The following is a 15391-nucleotide window of genomic DNA, read 5'->3' as shown; positions in this document are numbered from 1 at the left end:
AAAACCGGGGGACGATTCCCGCCTGTATCGGTGAGAATGATAAAATTGCGTACTTTTGCCGGGCGGACTTCCGCATGCCGCGGACCGGCGGACAGCCAGCTACCCGTATCAATTTATACTGAATGAAGATCATTATTGCAGGAGCAGGAGAGGTAGGCTTCCATCTCGCGAAATTACTTTCTTACGAATCCCAGGACATCACGCTGATCGATACGAACAAGGAAAGCCTTTCCTATGCGGAAGGCCACCTGGATATCCGTGTCCTCAAAGGGGATGCGACCAGTATCAGCGTCCTGAAGGAGGCCCATGTGGACCATTCGGACCTGGTGATCGGCGTCACCGCATCGGAAACCACGAATATTACCCTCTGCATGCTGGCCAAGCAACTCGGTTCCAAGCGAACCATTGCGCGGATCTCCAATACGGAATTCGTCGAGTACCGGGACGAGATCGCCTTCACGGAACTGGGGATAGACGAGCTGATATCGCCCGAAGAGCTGGCGGCTGCGGAGATTCAGCTACTCCTGAACCAGTCCGCCTTTAACGACACGTACGAGTTTGAGGAGGGCCTGCTGATCATGGTGGGGGTATCCCTGCCCAGGGGGGCGCCTTTTATCGGAAAAATGGTGAAGGAGGCTGCCCGGGTCTTTCCCGAACTGCATTTTATGCCCATCGCCCTGCAGCGGCGTGGGACCCAGTATACGCTGATCCCCCGGGGGGACACCGAATTCCGGGAAGAGGACCAGGTGTACTTTATCACGGACCGCAAAGGGGTGGACGAACTCTACAAGCTCACCGGGAAAAAGAAGGAGGAGATCCGCAACGTCATGGTTTTGGGCGGGAGCAAGGTGGGGGTCAAAGCGGCGCGCGACCTCTGCGAGAAACGATTCAACGTAAAGCTCATAGAGCAGGACAAAACCAAGGCTTTCGATATTGCGGATTTGCTGCCAAACGCCCTGGTCATCAACGGGGATTGCCGGAATGTGGAGCTGCTCGAGGAGGAGTCGCTCGAATCCATGGATGCGTTTATCGCGGTCACCGGGAATTCGGAGACCAATATCATGAGCTGCCTGGTGGCCAAGTCCAAGAACATCAAAAAGACCATCGCGCTGGTGGAGAATATGGATTACTTCCAGCTATCCCATTCCATCGGCGTGGATACGCTTATCAACAAGAAACTGCTGGCGGCCAACAATATTTTCCGCCACATCCGGAAGGGGGAGGTGGTGGCCCTTACCCGGCTGAACAACCTGAATGCGGAAATCCTGGAATTCGTGGTGAACGAGACCTCGGAGGTCAACGGCGAATTGATCAAGGAACTCGATTTTCCGCGGGAGGCCATCATCGGTGGGGTGATCCGCTCCGGGGAGGGGATTATCGCCCTGGGGGATTTCCGGATCCGGCAGGGCGACCGGGTTGTGGTTTGCTGCCTGCCGAGTGCCATCCCCAAAGTAGAAAAACTATTCCTGTGATATGTCCCTGAACACGCGGATTATTCTGCACCTGATGGGGTTGCTCCTGCTTTTCAACGGCGGGTTCATGCTGCTGGCGGCCCTGGTGAGCGGGATTTACCAGGACGGGGTCACCTACCAGATTTCCCTGGCTGCCATCACCACGCTCTTTGCGGGCACGGTGGCCATGTACTTTACGCGCGGCCATAAAAAGGAAGTTAAACGGAAGGAGGGGTATATCATCGTGACCTTCGGGTGGATCGTGATGTCCGTCTCCGGCGTGTTGCCGTACCTCTTTTCGGGGGCGATCCCGGATGTCACCAATGCGTTTTTCGAAACGATTTCGGGCTATACAACTACCGGGGCCTCCATCCTGGACGACATTGAACGCCTGCCCGAGGGCATCCTCTTCTGGCGAAGCCTGACGCATTGGATCGGGGGCATGGGGATCATCGTCCTGGCCATTGCGATCCTGCCGCTGCTGGGTATCGGGGGGATGCAACTCTTTGCCGCCGAGGCGCCCGGGCCCACGGGAGATAAGCTCCACCCGCGGATTACGGATACCGCCAAACGGCTCTGGCTGATCTATGTGGGGTATACCCTGGCGGAAACGCTGTTGCTCCGCCTGGCCGGGATGTCCTTTTTCGACGCCATCAACCACGCCCTGGCCACGCTTTCAACCGGCGGGTTTTCCACCAAAAATGCCAGTATCGCCTATTGGAACAGCCAGCCGCTCATCCAGTATATCATCATTGTCTTCATGTTTTTGGCAGGGTCCAATTTCGTGTTGAGTTATTTTGCCTTTAAGGGCAGGGTGCAGAAGGTTTTGCGGGACGAGGAATTCAAGGTATTCGGCCTGATGGTTGTGGTGTTTGCCATCATGGCGGCCCTGGTGATTTATTTCCGGGCCGACGTGCCCGAGTCGGAGTACCACCCGATGGTCTGGGGTGCCGGGGAAAGCGCCTTCCGCCATGGGCTTTTCCAGGTAGTGGCCGTAGTGACCACCACGGGGTTTGTCACCGCCGATTTTACCAACTGGACGCCCTTCCTGACGGTGTTCTTTTTCGGGTTGATGTTTGCCGGGGGGTCCGCAGGCTCCACGGCCGGGGGCATCAAGATCATGCGGCATATCCTGATCATCAAAAACGGCTTGCTCGAGTTCAAGCGGACGCTCCACCCGAGCGCCATCATCCCCGTGCGGTACAACGACAAGACGGTGACCGAACACATTGTCTACAACATCATCGCCTTCTTTGTCCTCTATATGCTCCTGTTTATCATCGGCGCGCTTGTTTTAAGCCTGCTCGGCCTGGATTTTGTATCCGCCATCGGGGGGGCGGCTTCTTCCCTGGGGAATGTGGGCCCGGCCTTTGGCTCGCTGCACCCCCTGAGCAACTTCAACGGTTTGCCGGCGCTCGGGAAATGGTGGTGCGGCTTTCTGATGTTGGCAGGGAGGCTCGAGTTGTTTACCGTCCTGATCCTGCTGACACCTTACTTCTGGAAGCGAACCTGATGTAGGTGCGGGGTCTGGTCGTCCCGGTCCGTTGGGCCGGAAGCCGATCTATCCGGAGTTTCTTTCCGTGTCAACGGGGTTTGGCCACCTCGCTCCCGGGGCTTACGCGTTTTGCTGAAGCTGGAAGTTGCATTTTTTGGCCCATTTCTCCGCTCTTATGGATGTCTTTCCTGAACGTAGCGCTGCTGTGTTTTGCGAAAGACGCCCGGAGGGATGCCTGAGCAGAAGATTCCCTAAGCCAGGGCTTCCTGCATCCTGCGCACCGCTTCCCGGATCTCCTCCTCGGAAGCCGCATAGGAAATGCGGATGCAGTTCGGGTTGCCGAAGGCCTCGCCGGTTACGGTTGCCACCCCGGCTGCTTCGAGCAGGTAGAGGGCAAAATCCGAGGCGTTGGCAATTGTTTTCCCGCCCAGGGTTTTCCCGAAATACGATGATATGTCCGGGAATACGTAGAAGGCCCCTTCCGGCACGTTCAGGTTGAACCCGGGGATTTCCCCGAGCAATTCCAGGATCAGGTCCCGCCGCTCGTGGAATTTATCGATCATGTACCGGATCTTCTCAATGGGGGCATCCAGGGCGGCAATGGTTGCCCGCTGGGCGATGGCGTTTGCCCCGCTGGTGATCTGCCCCTGGAATTTCGTACAGGCCTTGGCCACCCATGCCGGCGCCCCGATAAAGCCAATCCGCCAACCGGTCATCGCGTAGGCTTTGGAAACCCCGTTTACGGTAATCGTGCGGTCGTACATACCCTCCAGGCCGGCCATGCTCACATGGCCTTCCCGGAAATTGATGTGTTCGTAAATCTCGTCGGACACCACAAAGATCCCGGGGTGTTCCCGCAATACGGCAGCGAGGCCTTCCAGTTCGGGTTTGCTGTATACGGAGCCGCTCGGGTTGCAGGGCGAGCTGTACCAGATCATTTTGGTCCGGGGCGTAATCGCCTCCCGCAGTTGGTCCGGGGTCATCTTGAAATCCGTGTCGATACTGGTGGGGACTTCCACCGGCACGCCGCCTGCGAGTTTTACAATGTCTGAATAACTCACCCAGTAGGGGGCGGGGAGGATCACTTCATCCCCCTCGTTGAGCATTACCATGGCCACGTTGGCAAGCGACTGCTTGGCGCCCGTGGAGACTACGATCTGGTCGATGCCGTACTGGAGGCCGTTGTCCCGGGCAAATTTCCTGGAAATGGCCTGTTTTAAATCGCCATAGCCGTCTACAGGAGAATAGCTGCTGTAGTTCTGGTCGATGGCCTCTTTGGCCGCCTCCCGGATGAATTCCGGAATGTTGAAATCGGGTTCCCCAAGGCTCAGGCCGATGATGTCTTTTCCTTCCTGTCTCAGTTCCCGGGCCTTTGCGGCCATAGCCAGGGTGGCCGACGTGGCCATGTTGTTGATCCGGTCGGAGAGAAATTGCTTCATAAGTCTGCTGCGTATTTACTGTAGTTGCAGGGAGGGTTTTTTCCCCAGTTCCCGCAGGTGTCTGAAGTGCGAAATTATAGCTTTTCGCGTAGTTTTATATTCGTTGTAGGGCAAATTGAACTCCCGTGCCGTCTGTTTCACAATTTTGGAAATTTTTGTGTAGTGGACGTGGGAAATATTCGGGAAGATGTGGTGCTCCACCTGGTGGTTGAGCCCGCCCGTAAACCAGTTGACAATGCGGTTGCGCGTACCAAAGTTAACGGTGGTGCGCAACTGGTGGATGGCCCAGCTGTTTTTCATGGTGCCGTCTTTTTCCGGCAGCGGCATGTCCGCGTGGTCTACCACGTGCGCCAGCTGGAAAACCACGCTGAGGATGACACCGGCCACATAGTGCATGATAAAGAAGCCGAGGACCACTTTCCACCAGGCGATGTCCATGATGATGATCGGCAGGGCGATCCATATAAACAGGTAGATGAGCTTGGTGATGACCAGCACGCTCCAGTTCAGAACCGGGTTGGGAAACTTGCCGTAGGCGAGCTTGCGCTTGGTGTAGCGGTACATCTGTTGAAAATCCGTGGTGATGGCCCAGTTAAAAGTGAGCAGGCCGTAGAGGAAGACCGAATAATAGTGCTGGAACCGGTGGAACCGATGCCATTTGGCGTGTTTTGAAAAGCGCAGAATCCGTCCGGCTTCCAGGTCTTCGTCGTGCTCGTGAATATTCGTATAGGTATGGTGCAGGACGTTGTGCTGTACCTGCCAGTTGTATACGTTCCCGGCCAGCAGGTAAATACTGCCGCCCATGAGCTTGTTGATCCATTTACGGGAGGAATAGGTGCCGTGGTTGCCGTCGTGCATGACGTTCATCCCCACGCCGGCCATCCCCACGCCCATCAGCATGGTGAGCAACAGGTTGGCCCAGGTGGGCAGCCCGAGGGTCAGGATCAGGAAATACGGGGCCAGGAGGAGGGAAAACATCACGGCCGTTTTCAGGTAGAGTTGCCAGTTGCCGGTTTTTTTCAAACCGTTTTCTTTAAAATAGGCGTTTACGCGCTTGTTCAGCGTTCGGAAAAATTGGGGGGATTCAGTGCGGGAGAATCGAATGGCGTTTTCAGACATGAGTAGAGGCTCCTTGATTTCTATTGATATTATAACGGTAAACCGCATGTTTTGGTCTGCCCGTGAATATCGTAAATTTGTATTCGAAGTACAAAGATACCAATGACAGCCGAAACGGTCTTCCAAAATTTTCCCAATTTATCCGATACCCAGAAAGACCAGTTCCTCCGGATCGGCGATTTATACGCCGATTGGAACCGGAAAATCAATGTGGTTTCCCGCAAGGATATCGACGAGCTCTACCTGCGCCACGTACTGCATTCCCTGGGCATTGCCCGGGTGCATTCCTTCCTGCCCGGGACGGAGGTGCTCGACGTGGGTACCGGCGGCGGGTTCCCGGGAATCCCCCTGGCCATTCTTTTTCCGCAGGTTCAGTTTACCCTGGTAGACGCCATCGGGAAGAAAATCCGGGTTGTCAACGATGTAATCGAGGGGCTCGGGCTGGAAAATGCTTCGGCCCGGCAGGTCCGGGCGGAGGCGATGAAGGGTTCGTTCGATTTTGTGGTGAGCCGGGCGGTAGCCGCCATGCCCACCTTTGTGCTCTGGACCCGGGACCGCCTGCGCCCGGGCGGGAAACCCGGCGGGCTGGCCAACGGCATCCTGTACCTGAAAGGCGGGGACCTGTCCGAGGAGCTGGCTCCGTACCCGCAGGCCCGTACCTATCCATTGTCCGATTATTTTCAGGACCCGTTTTTCGAAACAAAGCAAGTGGTGTACCTGCCGGAAACAGCGTGCCGGTAAGCCCGGTTCCCGGGGGTTTCAGGTATTCAGGATCGTGCGGTAAGTGTGCCGGCAGCACCTGGCGTAATGACGCATCCGCTCAAATACCTTTTCGGCCCACGTTTTGGCTATTGCCTCTTTCTCAGGGATGTGCATCTGGGACTTCATAGTGTAAAAGTACGTTTGTTAAACATTAATTTACAAATTAATAACGTTAAATTTACATTGAAAGTATGTCCCGGGCGATGGCCTGTCCAAATTCCGCAAACCCAGCGGGTAGCGCGTCCGAGTACCTCATACCCTGCAGGTAATACGTCCAGGTAATAGGTCCTAGTACCTCATACCCTGCGGGTTGCGCAACCAAATACCAAAAAAAGCCCCGGAACACCGGGGCTTTGCATTGTTATGCGTCAGTATGTGCGGCTGGATTCAACCGTATACTTGTCCGGGAACTACCCCAGGAAAGGGTAGCGGTAATCTTCCGGGCTCACAAAGGTCTCCTTGATCAGCCGGGGAGATACCCAGCGCATCAGGTTTTGGGCGGAACCTGCCTTGTCGTTGGTTCCGGAGGCCCGGGCACCGCCAAACGGCTGTTGCCCCACCACGGCCCCTGTGGGCTTGTCGTTGATGTAGAAATTCCCCGCACAATTCTCCAGTACCCGCGTGGCCTGCTGTATCGCATAGCGGTCGCCGGAAATCACGGCCCCGGTCAGGGCGTATTCCGAGGTTTGGTCTACCAGTTCCAGGGTGGTGTCCCAATCTGCGTCCTCGTAGACGTAAACGGTAACCACCGGGCCAAAGAGTTCGGTTTCCATGGTCACGTAATGCGGGTCCGTGGTGAGGATCACCGTGGGTTCCACAAAATACCCGACCGATTTGTCGTACCCGCCACCGGCAATAATTTCCGCGTCTTCGTCGGATTTGGCCCGATCGATGTAACCGGCGAGTTTGTCAAAGGCCCCTTCGTGAATTACCGCCGTCACAAAGTTGCTCAGGTCGGCAGGCGAGCCGGGTTTATTTATCGATTTAAGGTCCTTTTTCACCCCTTCCAGCACGTCGTCTGCGATGGATTTGGGCAGGTATACCCGGGAAGCGGCGCTGCATTTTTGACCCTGCAGCTCAAACGCCCCGCGTGTGATGGCTGTGGCCACCTGGCGCGGGTTGGCCGTGGGGTGGGCGATGATAAAATCCTTGCCCCCGGTTTCACCCACGATGCGCGGATAGGTTTTATAGGTGTTGATGTTATCCCCGATCTTTTTCCAGATGCCCTTGAACACTTCGGTAGACCCGGTGTAGTGGATGCCGGAGAATTCCGGGTGGGCGAGCAGGATGTCCGTGATCATGGCCGGGTCGCCGTAGATGCAGTTGATCACCCCGGCCGGCAGGCCGGCTTCCTCAAAGATATCCACGATGACCTGGGCGGAGAACACCTGGTGGTCGCTGGGTTTCCAGATCACCACGTTCCCCATCATGGCCGCGCTGGCCGGCAGGTTCCCGGCGATGGCCGTGAAATTGAACGGGGTGACTGCATAGACAAAGCCTTCGAGCGGGCGGTATTCCACCCGGTTCCAGATCCCTTCGGAGGATTCCGGTTGCTCCTGGTAGATCTGGCTCATGAATTCCGCATTGAAACGCAAAAAGTCGATCAGCTCACAGGCGGAGTCAATCTCGGCCTGGTGGACGGTTTTGGACTGGGCCATCATGGTTGCCGCATTGATCCGGTCCCGGTAGGGCCCGGCGATGAGTTCGGCAGCTTTTAAAAAGACCGAGGCCCGCTGTTCCCAGGGGAGGGCCGCCCAGGAGGCGCGAGCGGCCAGGGCCGTGTCGATGGCCTGGCGCACCTCTTTTTCGGAAGCCAGGTGGTACTGGCCTACCTGGTGTTGATGGTCGTGGGGCGGGGCAATCGGCCGGGTGTTGCCGGTGCGCACTTTCTCCCCGCCGATAGTCAGCGGGATATCTCTGTTGCTGTTGTAGTACGCATCGTATTGCTTAAGGACTGCCTCCCGTTCCGGGGAGCCGGGGGCGTAGCTTTTTACCGGTTCGTTATACGCCGGGGGGACTCTGAAAAATCCGTTCGCCATAGTGTATTTTTTTGCGGTTTATAGATTTCCGTCAAAGGTACAAAATGGCTTAGCCTTAAAAAAACAAGCGGGACGGCCGGATCCCGGTTTAATTGAGTGCGAAGGGGGCGCTCAGTTTGAAGGTGGGTACGTAGACCCGGAATTTCTCGGTAGACGCAAAATTCACCATGTTGTAATGGCCCTTCATGGCGCCGATTGGGGAAGCCAGCAGGCAGCCGGAACTGTAGGTGTGGGATTCGCCCGGGCGGATGACCGGTTTTTTGCCGATCACGCCTTCGCCATCCAGAACCTCCATATCGCTCAGGGCGTCAAAAACCTTCCAGTGACGGGAGGTGAGCTGAACGGAATCCTTACTCTGGTTTTCAATGGTGATCGTGTAGCCGAAGGCAAAATGCATCTTGTAGTTCTTGAAGAACGTGCCTTCAAAACTCGTATCGACTGAAATCTTTATCCCTTTGGTGACTTGCGTAAACATGATCTCTAATAGGTGACCGCACTTCCAATTAGCAGAGCTATCGCGGTCATGGTAGCTAAAATAACAAAAATGGTATTGAGAAACAGGTACTTTATGATAGTTTTAAATACCCCCTGCCTGTAAAATTTGCGCATCGCTGCAAAAAGATACACGGCGAATGCGATAAAGCACAACCAGTAGATATCGAGCCCTATCAGGCTGTCAATCAAATAACCAATGATGAGCAAGATAAAGAACAGGGACTGAATGTGGAAACTAAAAACCAGATTATCGGTGTAGGTGTATTTTTTTCTGATGTACGCCAGGGTAATGAACAAGGAGAAGACCGGAAGGAAGAAAAAAGTGGCGAACGGCAGCCGCGCCAACAGGTCGCTCAAAAAGCTCCCGGGGCGCTCCAAAGCGCGTTTCAGGGAGCGGGCCGTGCTGAAACTGATCCGGTTCTCCCGGGTGTCCTCCACCTCGTACCGCTCCAGGGCCTCGTCGAAGGTGTAAATAGTATCCTTGCGGATCAGGTTTAAAAACGCATCGCTCTTGGTGCCCACACGCCCGAAAAAACTACCGTCCACCCCGGCGAAATAGGCTTTTGGGTCTGCCTGGATCAGCGAATCCTTCCGCCGTTTGGCCGCGTTGATCCCGGCCCCGAAATTCAGGGAATCCCCGGATCGCATCCCCAGTGAATCCAGCACGGACAGGGCCTGCTCTTCTTCCGGGCTGTCCAGTTCAAAGTTGAAGGACATATCCGGCACCTCGGCGTCGCGGGTACGCTGGTCCAGGTTAAATCGGTCCAGGGCCGTAAAATCGCCGCTCAGGCTCATCAGCAGGAAATAGATAAATGCCAGGCTCAGGAGGAAGCGGAAGGGGTTTGTGTAGCGCTGGCGCTTGCCGGCCACATAGTCCAAAGTGATTACCCCCGGGCGCAGCAGCAGCGCTTTGACGGTCTTGAGCAGGCGGGAATCGTAGTCGATAAAACTGGCAAAGAACTCTTCGATATAATCCTTCAGGGTCAGTTTCTTGGTGCTGTTCGCCTGAGAGCAATTCGGGCAGAAGCGGTCGCTGATATCCAGCTGGAACCCGCAGTTCAGGCACTCCGTGCCCCGGTATTTCAGTTTGTATCTCCCCCCGTATCTGGCCGGCTTTGTTTCCATACGGTCTTCCTGGCTGGTCAAAGCTATTGGTTAGTTGCTGATGGTCCGCGAATTCGCGGTACCCACCCCGATTACGCTGTCATAAATATCCCCAAAATTCCGATAATAAACCAGTATTGTGTAGGTGTTCTCCGTAAAGTGGAAATTCCCCCCTACGGCGTTGAGTTCCACAGTCCCGTCCTCCCGCTCCAAAACGTATTTGTAGTTGTAGAACCCCTGTTTGAGCAGCAGGGAAAGTTCCATGTCGCCCGTTTCCCGGTTAAATGTCATCCGGTTTTCTTCCCCGATCTCGTAGTTGTTGAATTTCCCGAAGACGTAGACCTTGTCCATTGCGAGTACCTCCTCGTAGGGCAGCCGGAAATGCACCCGGGTGTATTCGCCTTCCCGGGAGTCGTCCTGTCCCTGTAGCGTGCGGACCCGGAAATCCCCGTTGATGTCCGGGAAGTACGTGTAGGGCTCGTCGTACCGGTAGTCGTCCCGGAAGAGGTAGTGCTGGTAGAGGTCCTCAAAGCCGATCCGGGAGATGGCCGCCGTGGGGGTCCGCAGGTCGCTCGTGTCGAAATTCAGGTACTCGTTCCCACCAAAAAATGCGGTTTCCTGGTCGTACTTGTAAACGAGTTCATTCCCGATGGTGAACTGGGGCGGGATGTCGTATCGCGCCGTGGGCCAGTGGAAATTCTGGAGGATGGCCACGCGGACTTCCTTTTTGGGGTTGATCAGCTGGACTCCCGAGGGGATGACGCTGAACTGCACGGACTGTTTTTCCGTCAGGAATTTAAAATCCCGGGAGCGGCGCACCACGGCCGGGACGCTCACCTGGTCCTGATAGACCACAAACCGCCGGGAGAACTGCAGGTCGCCGGCCGAATTGTAGATCTCCAGGACAAAATTGCCGCTGACCCGGAGCCGCACCTGCTCATTGGGCAGTTGCAGCCGGTAGTTGGAGTAGGGCTGGAGCGTGTTGTAACTGTTGCCGTAATTGATGATCCGCTGGTTGTCGATCCCGTCCAGGTACTGGGATTTAAGCAGCTGTGAAGGCTGCCAGTCGTAGTCGCAGTGGATGATGCGGTAGTAGAAGTCCTGCTCGCTGGCCGAGAGGTCGTCGAACTCCAGGAGGATGGGTTCCCCCAGCCGGACAATCGGGAACTGGTCGTCGGTGGGCCCCTTGAAAATCACCGACCGGATATGTTCGGGCGGGGCCACTTCGGTCTGGACCTGGGCGAGCAATCCGAAACCCCATAAAAACAGCGGGATTTGTTTAAGTTTCAACGGCATGCGGGGCGTAATTTTGGGGCAAAGGTAAACAAAAACCATGCCCGCCGATTCGCCCCGGGCGGAATGCCCAAAAAAAGGGGTAATAATTATGATAACTTTCTTTTAAGTAGTATTTTTGGGCGCACATTTTTATAACCAAAGGTCCACGATCATATGTCAACTGACATCCGAATAAAAAAGGGGTTGAACATCAACCTCGTCGGCGCTGCAGAACCTTCGACTTCCAAAGCTGTTTCCAGTAACGTTTACGCCATTAACCTCAATGATTTCCATGGCCTGACCCCTAAGATGCTCGTGAAAACGGGTGCTGAGGTCAAAGCCGGGGAGGCGCTTTTCTACAACAAGGATATCGAGGAAATGCTTTTCTGTTCTCCGGTCAGCGGGGAACTCGTCGAAATTGAACGCGGCGCGCGCCGCCGAATCCTGACCCTTCGGATCCTCGCGGACAAGGAGCAGAAAACCCTCGAGCACACCCCGCTGAATCCTGAAAAGGCAGATGCGGAGGCCATCCGGAATTTCCTGTTGCAAACAGGTTGCTGGCCCTTTATCCGGCAGCGTCCCTACGATCGGATTGCGGACCCGGAGGTGGTCCCGAAGGCCATCTTTATTTCGGCCTATATCACCGCTCCCCTGGCAGCGGACATCAACTATTCCCTCAAGGGCAGGGAAGCCGAACTGCAGGCAGCCCTGACGGCCCTTTCCAAACTCACCCCCGGTAAGGTGCGCGTGGGTGTCGGCAAGGGAGAGGACAATATTTTCAACGGGCTGAAGGATATCGAAATCCACCGGGTAAGCGGGCCGCACCCGGCCGGCCTGGTGGGCACGCAGATTAACCGGATCGACCCGATCAACAAGGGCGAACGCGTCTGGACGCTTTCCCCCCAGGACCTGGTCATTATCGGGGAAGCGCTGCTTACCGGGAAATACAACCCGCAGCGCGTGGTGGCCCTGGCCGGTTCCGGGGTCAAAAAACCCCAGTATTACACCACGCGGATCGGGGCGGAAATCTCCACCTTCCTGTACGCCAGCGGCGTCACCCAGAAGAATATCCGGGTGATCAACGGGGATGTGCTTACCGGCAGCAAGTCCCGCCCGGATGGCCATCTCGGTTTTTACAACAACACCGTAACGGTGATCCCCGAGGGGGACGACTACGAATTATTTGGGTGGAACAAGCCGGTTTTCGACAAGATCTCCACTACCCGGGCACTGACGTTTTCCTGGCTGAACCCCAGGAAAAAATACGACCTGGACACCAATACAAACGGGGAGCACCGGGCCTTTGTGGTTACCGGCCAGTACGAGAAGGTCTTCCCCCTGGATATCTACCCCATGCAACTGCTCAAAGCCTGTATGGTCCAGGATATCGACGAGATGGAACAGCTCGGCCTCTACGAAGTGTCCCCGGAGGACTTTTCGCTGACCGAGTTTATCTGCATCTCCAAGCAACCGCACCAGCAGATCATCCGGCAGGGACTCGACCTGCTGCATAAAGAAATAGGATAGCGATATGAGCGACAAGAGACTGACACTGAAGAAACGCCTCCACATCATCAAGCACCGCTTGCGGGGCAAGAAGGTGGCGCCGGCATTCAATGCCTTCCACACCTTTTTGTACACCCCGGACGAGACCACGCACAACGGGGCCCACGTACGGGGCGCAGACGACCTGAAGCGGACGATGAATACGGTGATCATGGCGCTGATCCCCGTGCTGTTGTTCTCCTTCTTCAATACCGGATACCAGCATTACGCGGCCATCGAGGCTGCCAACGGGGCCCCCAGGGAACTGGACCTGTTCGGGAACTTCCTGACATGGGAGAATTTCTGGCTGGGCTTTACCCAGGTGATCCCGCTGGTAATCGTATCCTACGGGGTCGGCCTGCTGGTGGAGTTCATCTTTGCCGTAATCAAAGGCCACGAAGTGGAGGAGGGCTACCTGGTAACCGGGATGCTCGTACCGCTGATCGTTCCCGTGGATACCCCCTTGTGGATGCTGGCGGTAGCCGTGGTATTCGGGGTGGTGATCGGCAAGGAGGTTTTCGGGGGGACCGGGATGAATATCCTGAACCCCGCCCTGACCATCCGGGCCTTTTTGTTCTTTGCCTATCCAACCTGGATGAGCGGGGACAAGGTATGGGTTCACGAAGCCGTGGAACGCGCCGGTACGGCCGACGCGATTTCCGGGGAAACCATCCTGGGGTCCCTGGCGCAAAACGCCGAACACGGCTACAGCACGGCCGATATGTTCTTTGGATTTATCCCGGGGTCGGTGGGCGAGACATCGGCTTTCCTGATCCTGCTGGGCGGCCTGTTCCTGGTATTTTCCAGGATCGCCAGCTGGCGCATCATGCTGAGCGCCGTGATCGGGGCCCTGGTGATGGGCCTGATCTTCAACGGGGTGGCCGATGCTGGTTGGGTAACCGAGAGCAGCCGCTTCTACAGCCTGATGAGCTTTGAATTCTGGCAACACCTGATTGTCGGGGGGCTGGCCTTCGGGATTGTGTATATGGCCACCGATCCGGTAACCGGGTCGCAAACGAATCGCGGCAAATGGGTCTACGGGTTCCTGATCGGATTCCTCTCCGTAATGATCCGGGTATTCAACCCGGCCTATCCGGAAGGGGTTTTCCTCGCGATCCTTTTGATGAACGTATTTGCGCCCACCATCGACCACTATGTAATCCGCGCCAATGTGAAAAAGCGCATGAAACGACTCAAGACGGCCCGTATTTTCCCCCGTACCACGGATGGAAAGGCCGAAGAACTGCAAGCAGAAACCGCATAAGATATGGCAATCAATACCGACAAAAACGTTTACACCGTCCTCTTTGCCACCGGCATGGTGGTAGTGGTGGGTTCCATCCTGGCCTTTTTGGCATCTGCCCTGAAGCCCCGCATCCAGGAGAACGAGCGTTTTGAGAAGCAGCAGAACATCCTCTACGCCATGGGGGTCAATGAAAATGAGGACGAAGGTTCCGTGAATTTCATTTCCACCGAAGAGGTGGAGGAGGTCTTCTCGCAGTACATTACCCGGCAGCTCGTCATCAAGGGCGACTCCATTGCCGAAGACGATGAAGCCTACCTGATAGACATGAAAAAACAACTGGCCATTGCCAAATCCGGGGATACCCCGAGTTTGCCGGTGATGATCGGGGAGAAGGACGGGAAGACCTTCTACATCATCCCCATGTACGGGAAGGGGCTCTGGGATGCTATCTGGGGGCACATCGCCCTGGATAACAACCTGGTGGTCCAGGGGGTGTACTTTGACCACAAAGGGGAAACACCCGGCCTGGGCGCCAATATCAAGGCGCGCTACTTTATGGACGACTTCGCCGGGGAATCCATTCTGGACGGCACCCGTTATGCGGGGATCGAAGTAGCCAAGGGCAACAACGACCCGCTGAACCAGGACAAGGATGACAACCAGGTAGATGCGCTTGCCGGGGCCACTATTACCGGCAACGGGGTTTCTGCCATGATATCGGAAACGGTGAACCTCTACAAAGACTATCTCCAATCCATAAGCACGCAATAATATGGCATTACTGAGCAAAAAAGACACAAACCTGATCCTCGACCCGCTCGCGGACAACAACCCGATCACCATCCAGGTACTCGGGATCTGCTCCGCCCTGGCGATTACCGCCGAGCTGAAGCCCTCCGTCGTGATGGCCTTGTCGGTGATCTTCGTCCTCGGGGTCGGGAACGTGGTGATCTCCCTGATGCGGAATATCATTCCCTCCAAGATCCGGATTATCGTCCAGCTGATTGTGGTGGCCACCCTGGTGATCATCGTAGACCAGGTCCTCAAGGCATTTGCCTACGAACTGAGCAAGACCCTGGCCGTCTTTGTGGGCCTGATCATCACAAACTGTATCATCATGGGCCGCTTTGAGGCCTTTGCCCTGGGGAACGGACCCTGGAAGTCCTTTTTGGACGGCATCGGGAACGCCCTGGGCTACGGGGTGATCCTGGTCATCGTCGGGTTTTTCCGGGAATTGCTCGGGTCCGGGACGCTGTTCGGCTTCAAGGTGCTGGGCGACCCGATTGCAAAGACCGGGGTGTATTCCATCGGATACGAAAACAACGGGTTTATGATTATACCGCCTGCCGCCCTGATTGTGGTGGGCATCATTATCTGGGTGCAGCGCTCCCGGAACCGGTCGCTCATCGAAGAGAACTGAT

At 55.9% G+C, this 15391-nt stretch carries 13 protein-coding genes; 7 read left to right on the top strand and 6 right to left on the bottom strand.

All coding sequences use genetic code 11. The annotated features are described in order from the left end of the window. Nucleotides 1–122: 122 nt before the first annotated feature. Together trkA and RB2501_RS15055 are read left to right on the top strand one after the other, a co-directional pair. Nucleotides 123–1472: a Trk system potassium transporter TrkA gene (trkA, locus tag RB2501_RS15060; RefSeq protein ID WP_015755731.1), complete on the top strand. Its 1350-nt coding sequence runs from the start codon at nucleotides 123–125 to the stop codon at nucleotides 1470–1472. Nucleotide 1473: 1 nt separating this feature from the next. Then, nucleotides 1474–2964 (top strand): TrkH family potassium uptake protein, encoded by a 1491-nt coding sequence (locus tag RB2501_RS15055; protein WP_015755730.1) that lies wholly within the window; start codon nucleotides 1474–1476, stop codon nucleotides 2962–2964. A gap of 233 nt (nucleotides 2965–3197) precedes the next feature. Here the strand turns inward: RB2501_RS15055 and RB2501_RS15050 are convergent, their stop codons facing one another. Together RB2501_RS15050 and RB2501_RS15045 are read right to left on the bottom strand one after the other, a co-directional pair. Further along, nucleotides 3198–4385 carry a pyridoxal phosphate-dependent aminotransferase gene (locus RB2501_RS15050; RefSeq protein WP_015755729.1) on the bottom strand — a complete coding sequence of 396 codons (1188 nt, stop codon included), beginning with the start codon at nucleotides 4383–4385 and terminating at the stop codon, nucleotides 3198–3200. 15 nt (nucleotides 4386–4400) lie between these two features. Next, nucleotides 4401–5504, bottom strand: a complete 1104-nt coding sequence (locus RB2501_RS15045) for a fatty acid desaturase family protein (RefSeq protein ID WP_015755728.1) — start codon at nucleotides 5502–5504, stop codon at nucleotides 4401–4403. Between the two features lie 102 nt (nucleotides 5505–5606). Between RB2501_RS15045 and rsmG the strand changes: the two genes are divergently transcribed. Further along, a complete protein-coding gene (rsmG, locus tag RB2501_RS15040; RefSeq protein ID WP_015755727.1) occupies nucleotides 5607–6245 on the top strand; it encodes a 16S rRNA (guanine(527)-N(7))-methyltransferase RsmG in 639 nt (212 codons plus the stop codon). Nucleotides 6246–6676: 431 nt separating this feature from the next. On the opposite strand, the gene pruA is transcribed toward rsmG, so the two are convergent. The 4 genes from pruA to RB2501_RS15020 all read right to left on the bottom strand — a co-directional run bounded on the left by pruA (nucleotide 6677) and on the right by RB2501_RS15020 (nucleotide 11200). Continuing rightward, nucleotides 6677–8305: an L-glutamate gamma-semialdehyde dehydrogenase gene (pruA, locus tag RB2501_RS15035; RefSeq protein WP_015755724.1), complete on the bottom strand. Its 1629-nt coding sequence runs from the start codon at nucleotides 8303–8305 to the stop codon at nucleotides 6677–6679. An 88-nt stretch (nucleotides 8306–8393) separates the two neighbouring features. Next, entirely contained in the window at nucleotides 8394–8780 is a 387-nt protein-coding gene (gene apaG / locus RB2501_RS15030) for a Co2+/Mg2+ efflux protein ApaG (RefSeq protein ID WP_015755723.1), read from the bottom strand. Between the two features lie 5 nt (nucleotides 8781–8785). Continuing rightward, entirely contained in the window at nucleotides 8786–9925 is a 1140-nt protein-coding gene (locus RB2501_RS15025) for a DUF3667 domain-containing protein (protein ID WP_041327929.1), read from the bottom strand. A 30-nt stretch (nucleotides 9926–9955) separates the two neighbouring features. Continuing rightward, on the bottom strand, nucleotides 9956–11200 hold the full coding sequence (locus RB2501_RS15020) for a type IX secretion system plug protein (RefSeq protein WP_049764905.1): 1245 nt from the start codon (nucleotides 11198–11200) through the stop codon (nucleotides 9956–9958). A 153-nt stretch (nucleotides 11201–11353) separates the two neighbouring features. On the opposite strand from RB2501_RS15020, the gene RB2501_RS15015 reads away from it, so the two are divergent. Genes RB2501_RS15015 through RB2501_RS15000 form a run of 4 tightly spaced genes read left to right on the top strand, consistent with a single transcriptional unit; the run spans nucleotide 11354 to nucleotide 15390 of the window. Further along, nucleotides 11354–12706 (top strand): Na(+)-translocating NADH-quinone reductase subunit A, encoded by a 1353-nt coding sequence (locus RB2501_RS15015; protein ID WP_015755720.1) that lies wholly within the window; start codon nucleotides 11354–11356, stop codon nucleotides 12704–12706. A gap of 4 nt (nucleotides 12707–12710) precedes the next feature. After that, nucleotides 12711–13988, top strand: a complete 1278-nt coding sequence (locus RB2501_RS15010; RefSeq protein WP_015755719.1) for an NADH:ubiquinone reductase (Na(+)-transporting) subunit B — start codon at nucleotides 12711–12713, stop codon at nucleotides 13986–13988. A 3-nt stretch (nucleotides 13989–13991) separates the two neighbouring features. Beyond that, complete coding sequence (locus RB2501_RS15005) at nucleotides 13992–14741, top strand: Na(+)-translocating NADH-quinone reductase subunit C (RefSeq protein ID WP_015755718.1); 750 nt, start codon at nucleotides 13992–13994, stop codon at nucleotides 14739–14741. A gap of 1 nt (nucleotide 14742) precedes the next feature. Then, nucleotides 14743–15390 (top strand): NADH:ubiquinone reductase (Na(+)-transporting) subunit D, encoded by a 648-nt coding sequence (locus tag RB2501_RS15000; RefSeq protein WP_015755717.1) that lies wholly within the window; start codon nucleotides 14743–14745, stop codon nucleotides 15388–15390. The last annotated feature ends 1 nt before the right edge of the window (nucleotide 15391 follow it).

The sequence above is a fragment of the Robiginitalea biformata HTCC2501 genome (genome assembly GCF_000024125.1).
Lineage (GTDB): Bacteria > Bacteroidota > Bacteroidia > Flavobacteriales > Flavobacteriaceae > Robiginitalea > Robiginitalea biformata.
Note: the sequence above shows the minus strand (reverse complement) of the source record. Positions and strands in the feature narration are given on the sequence as shown.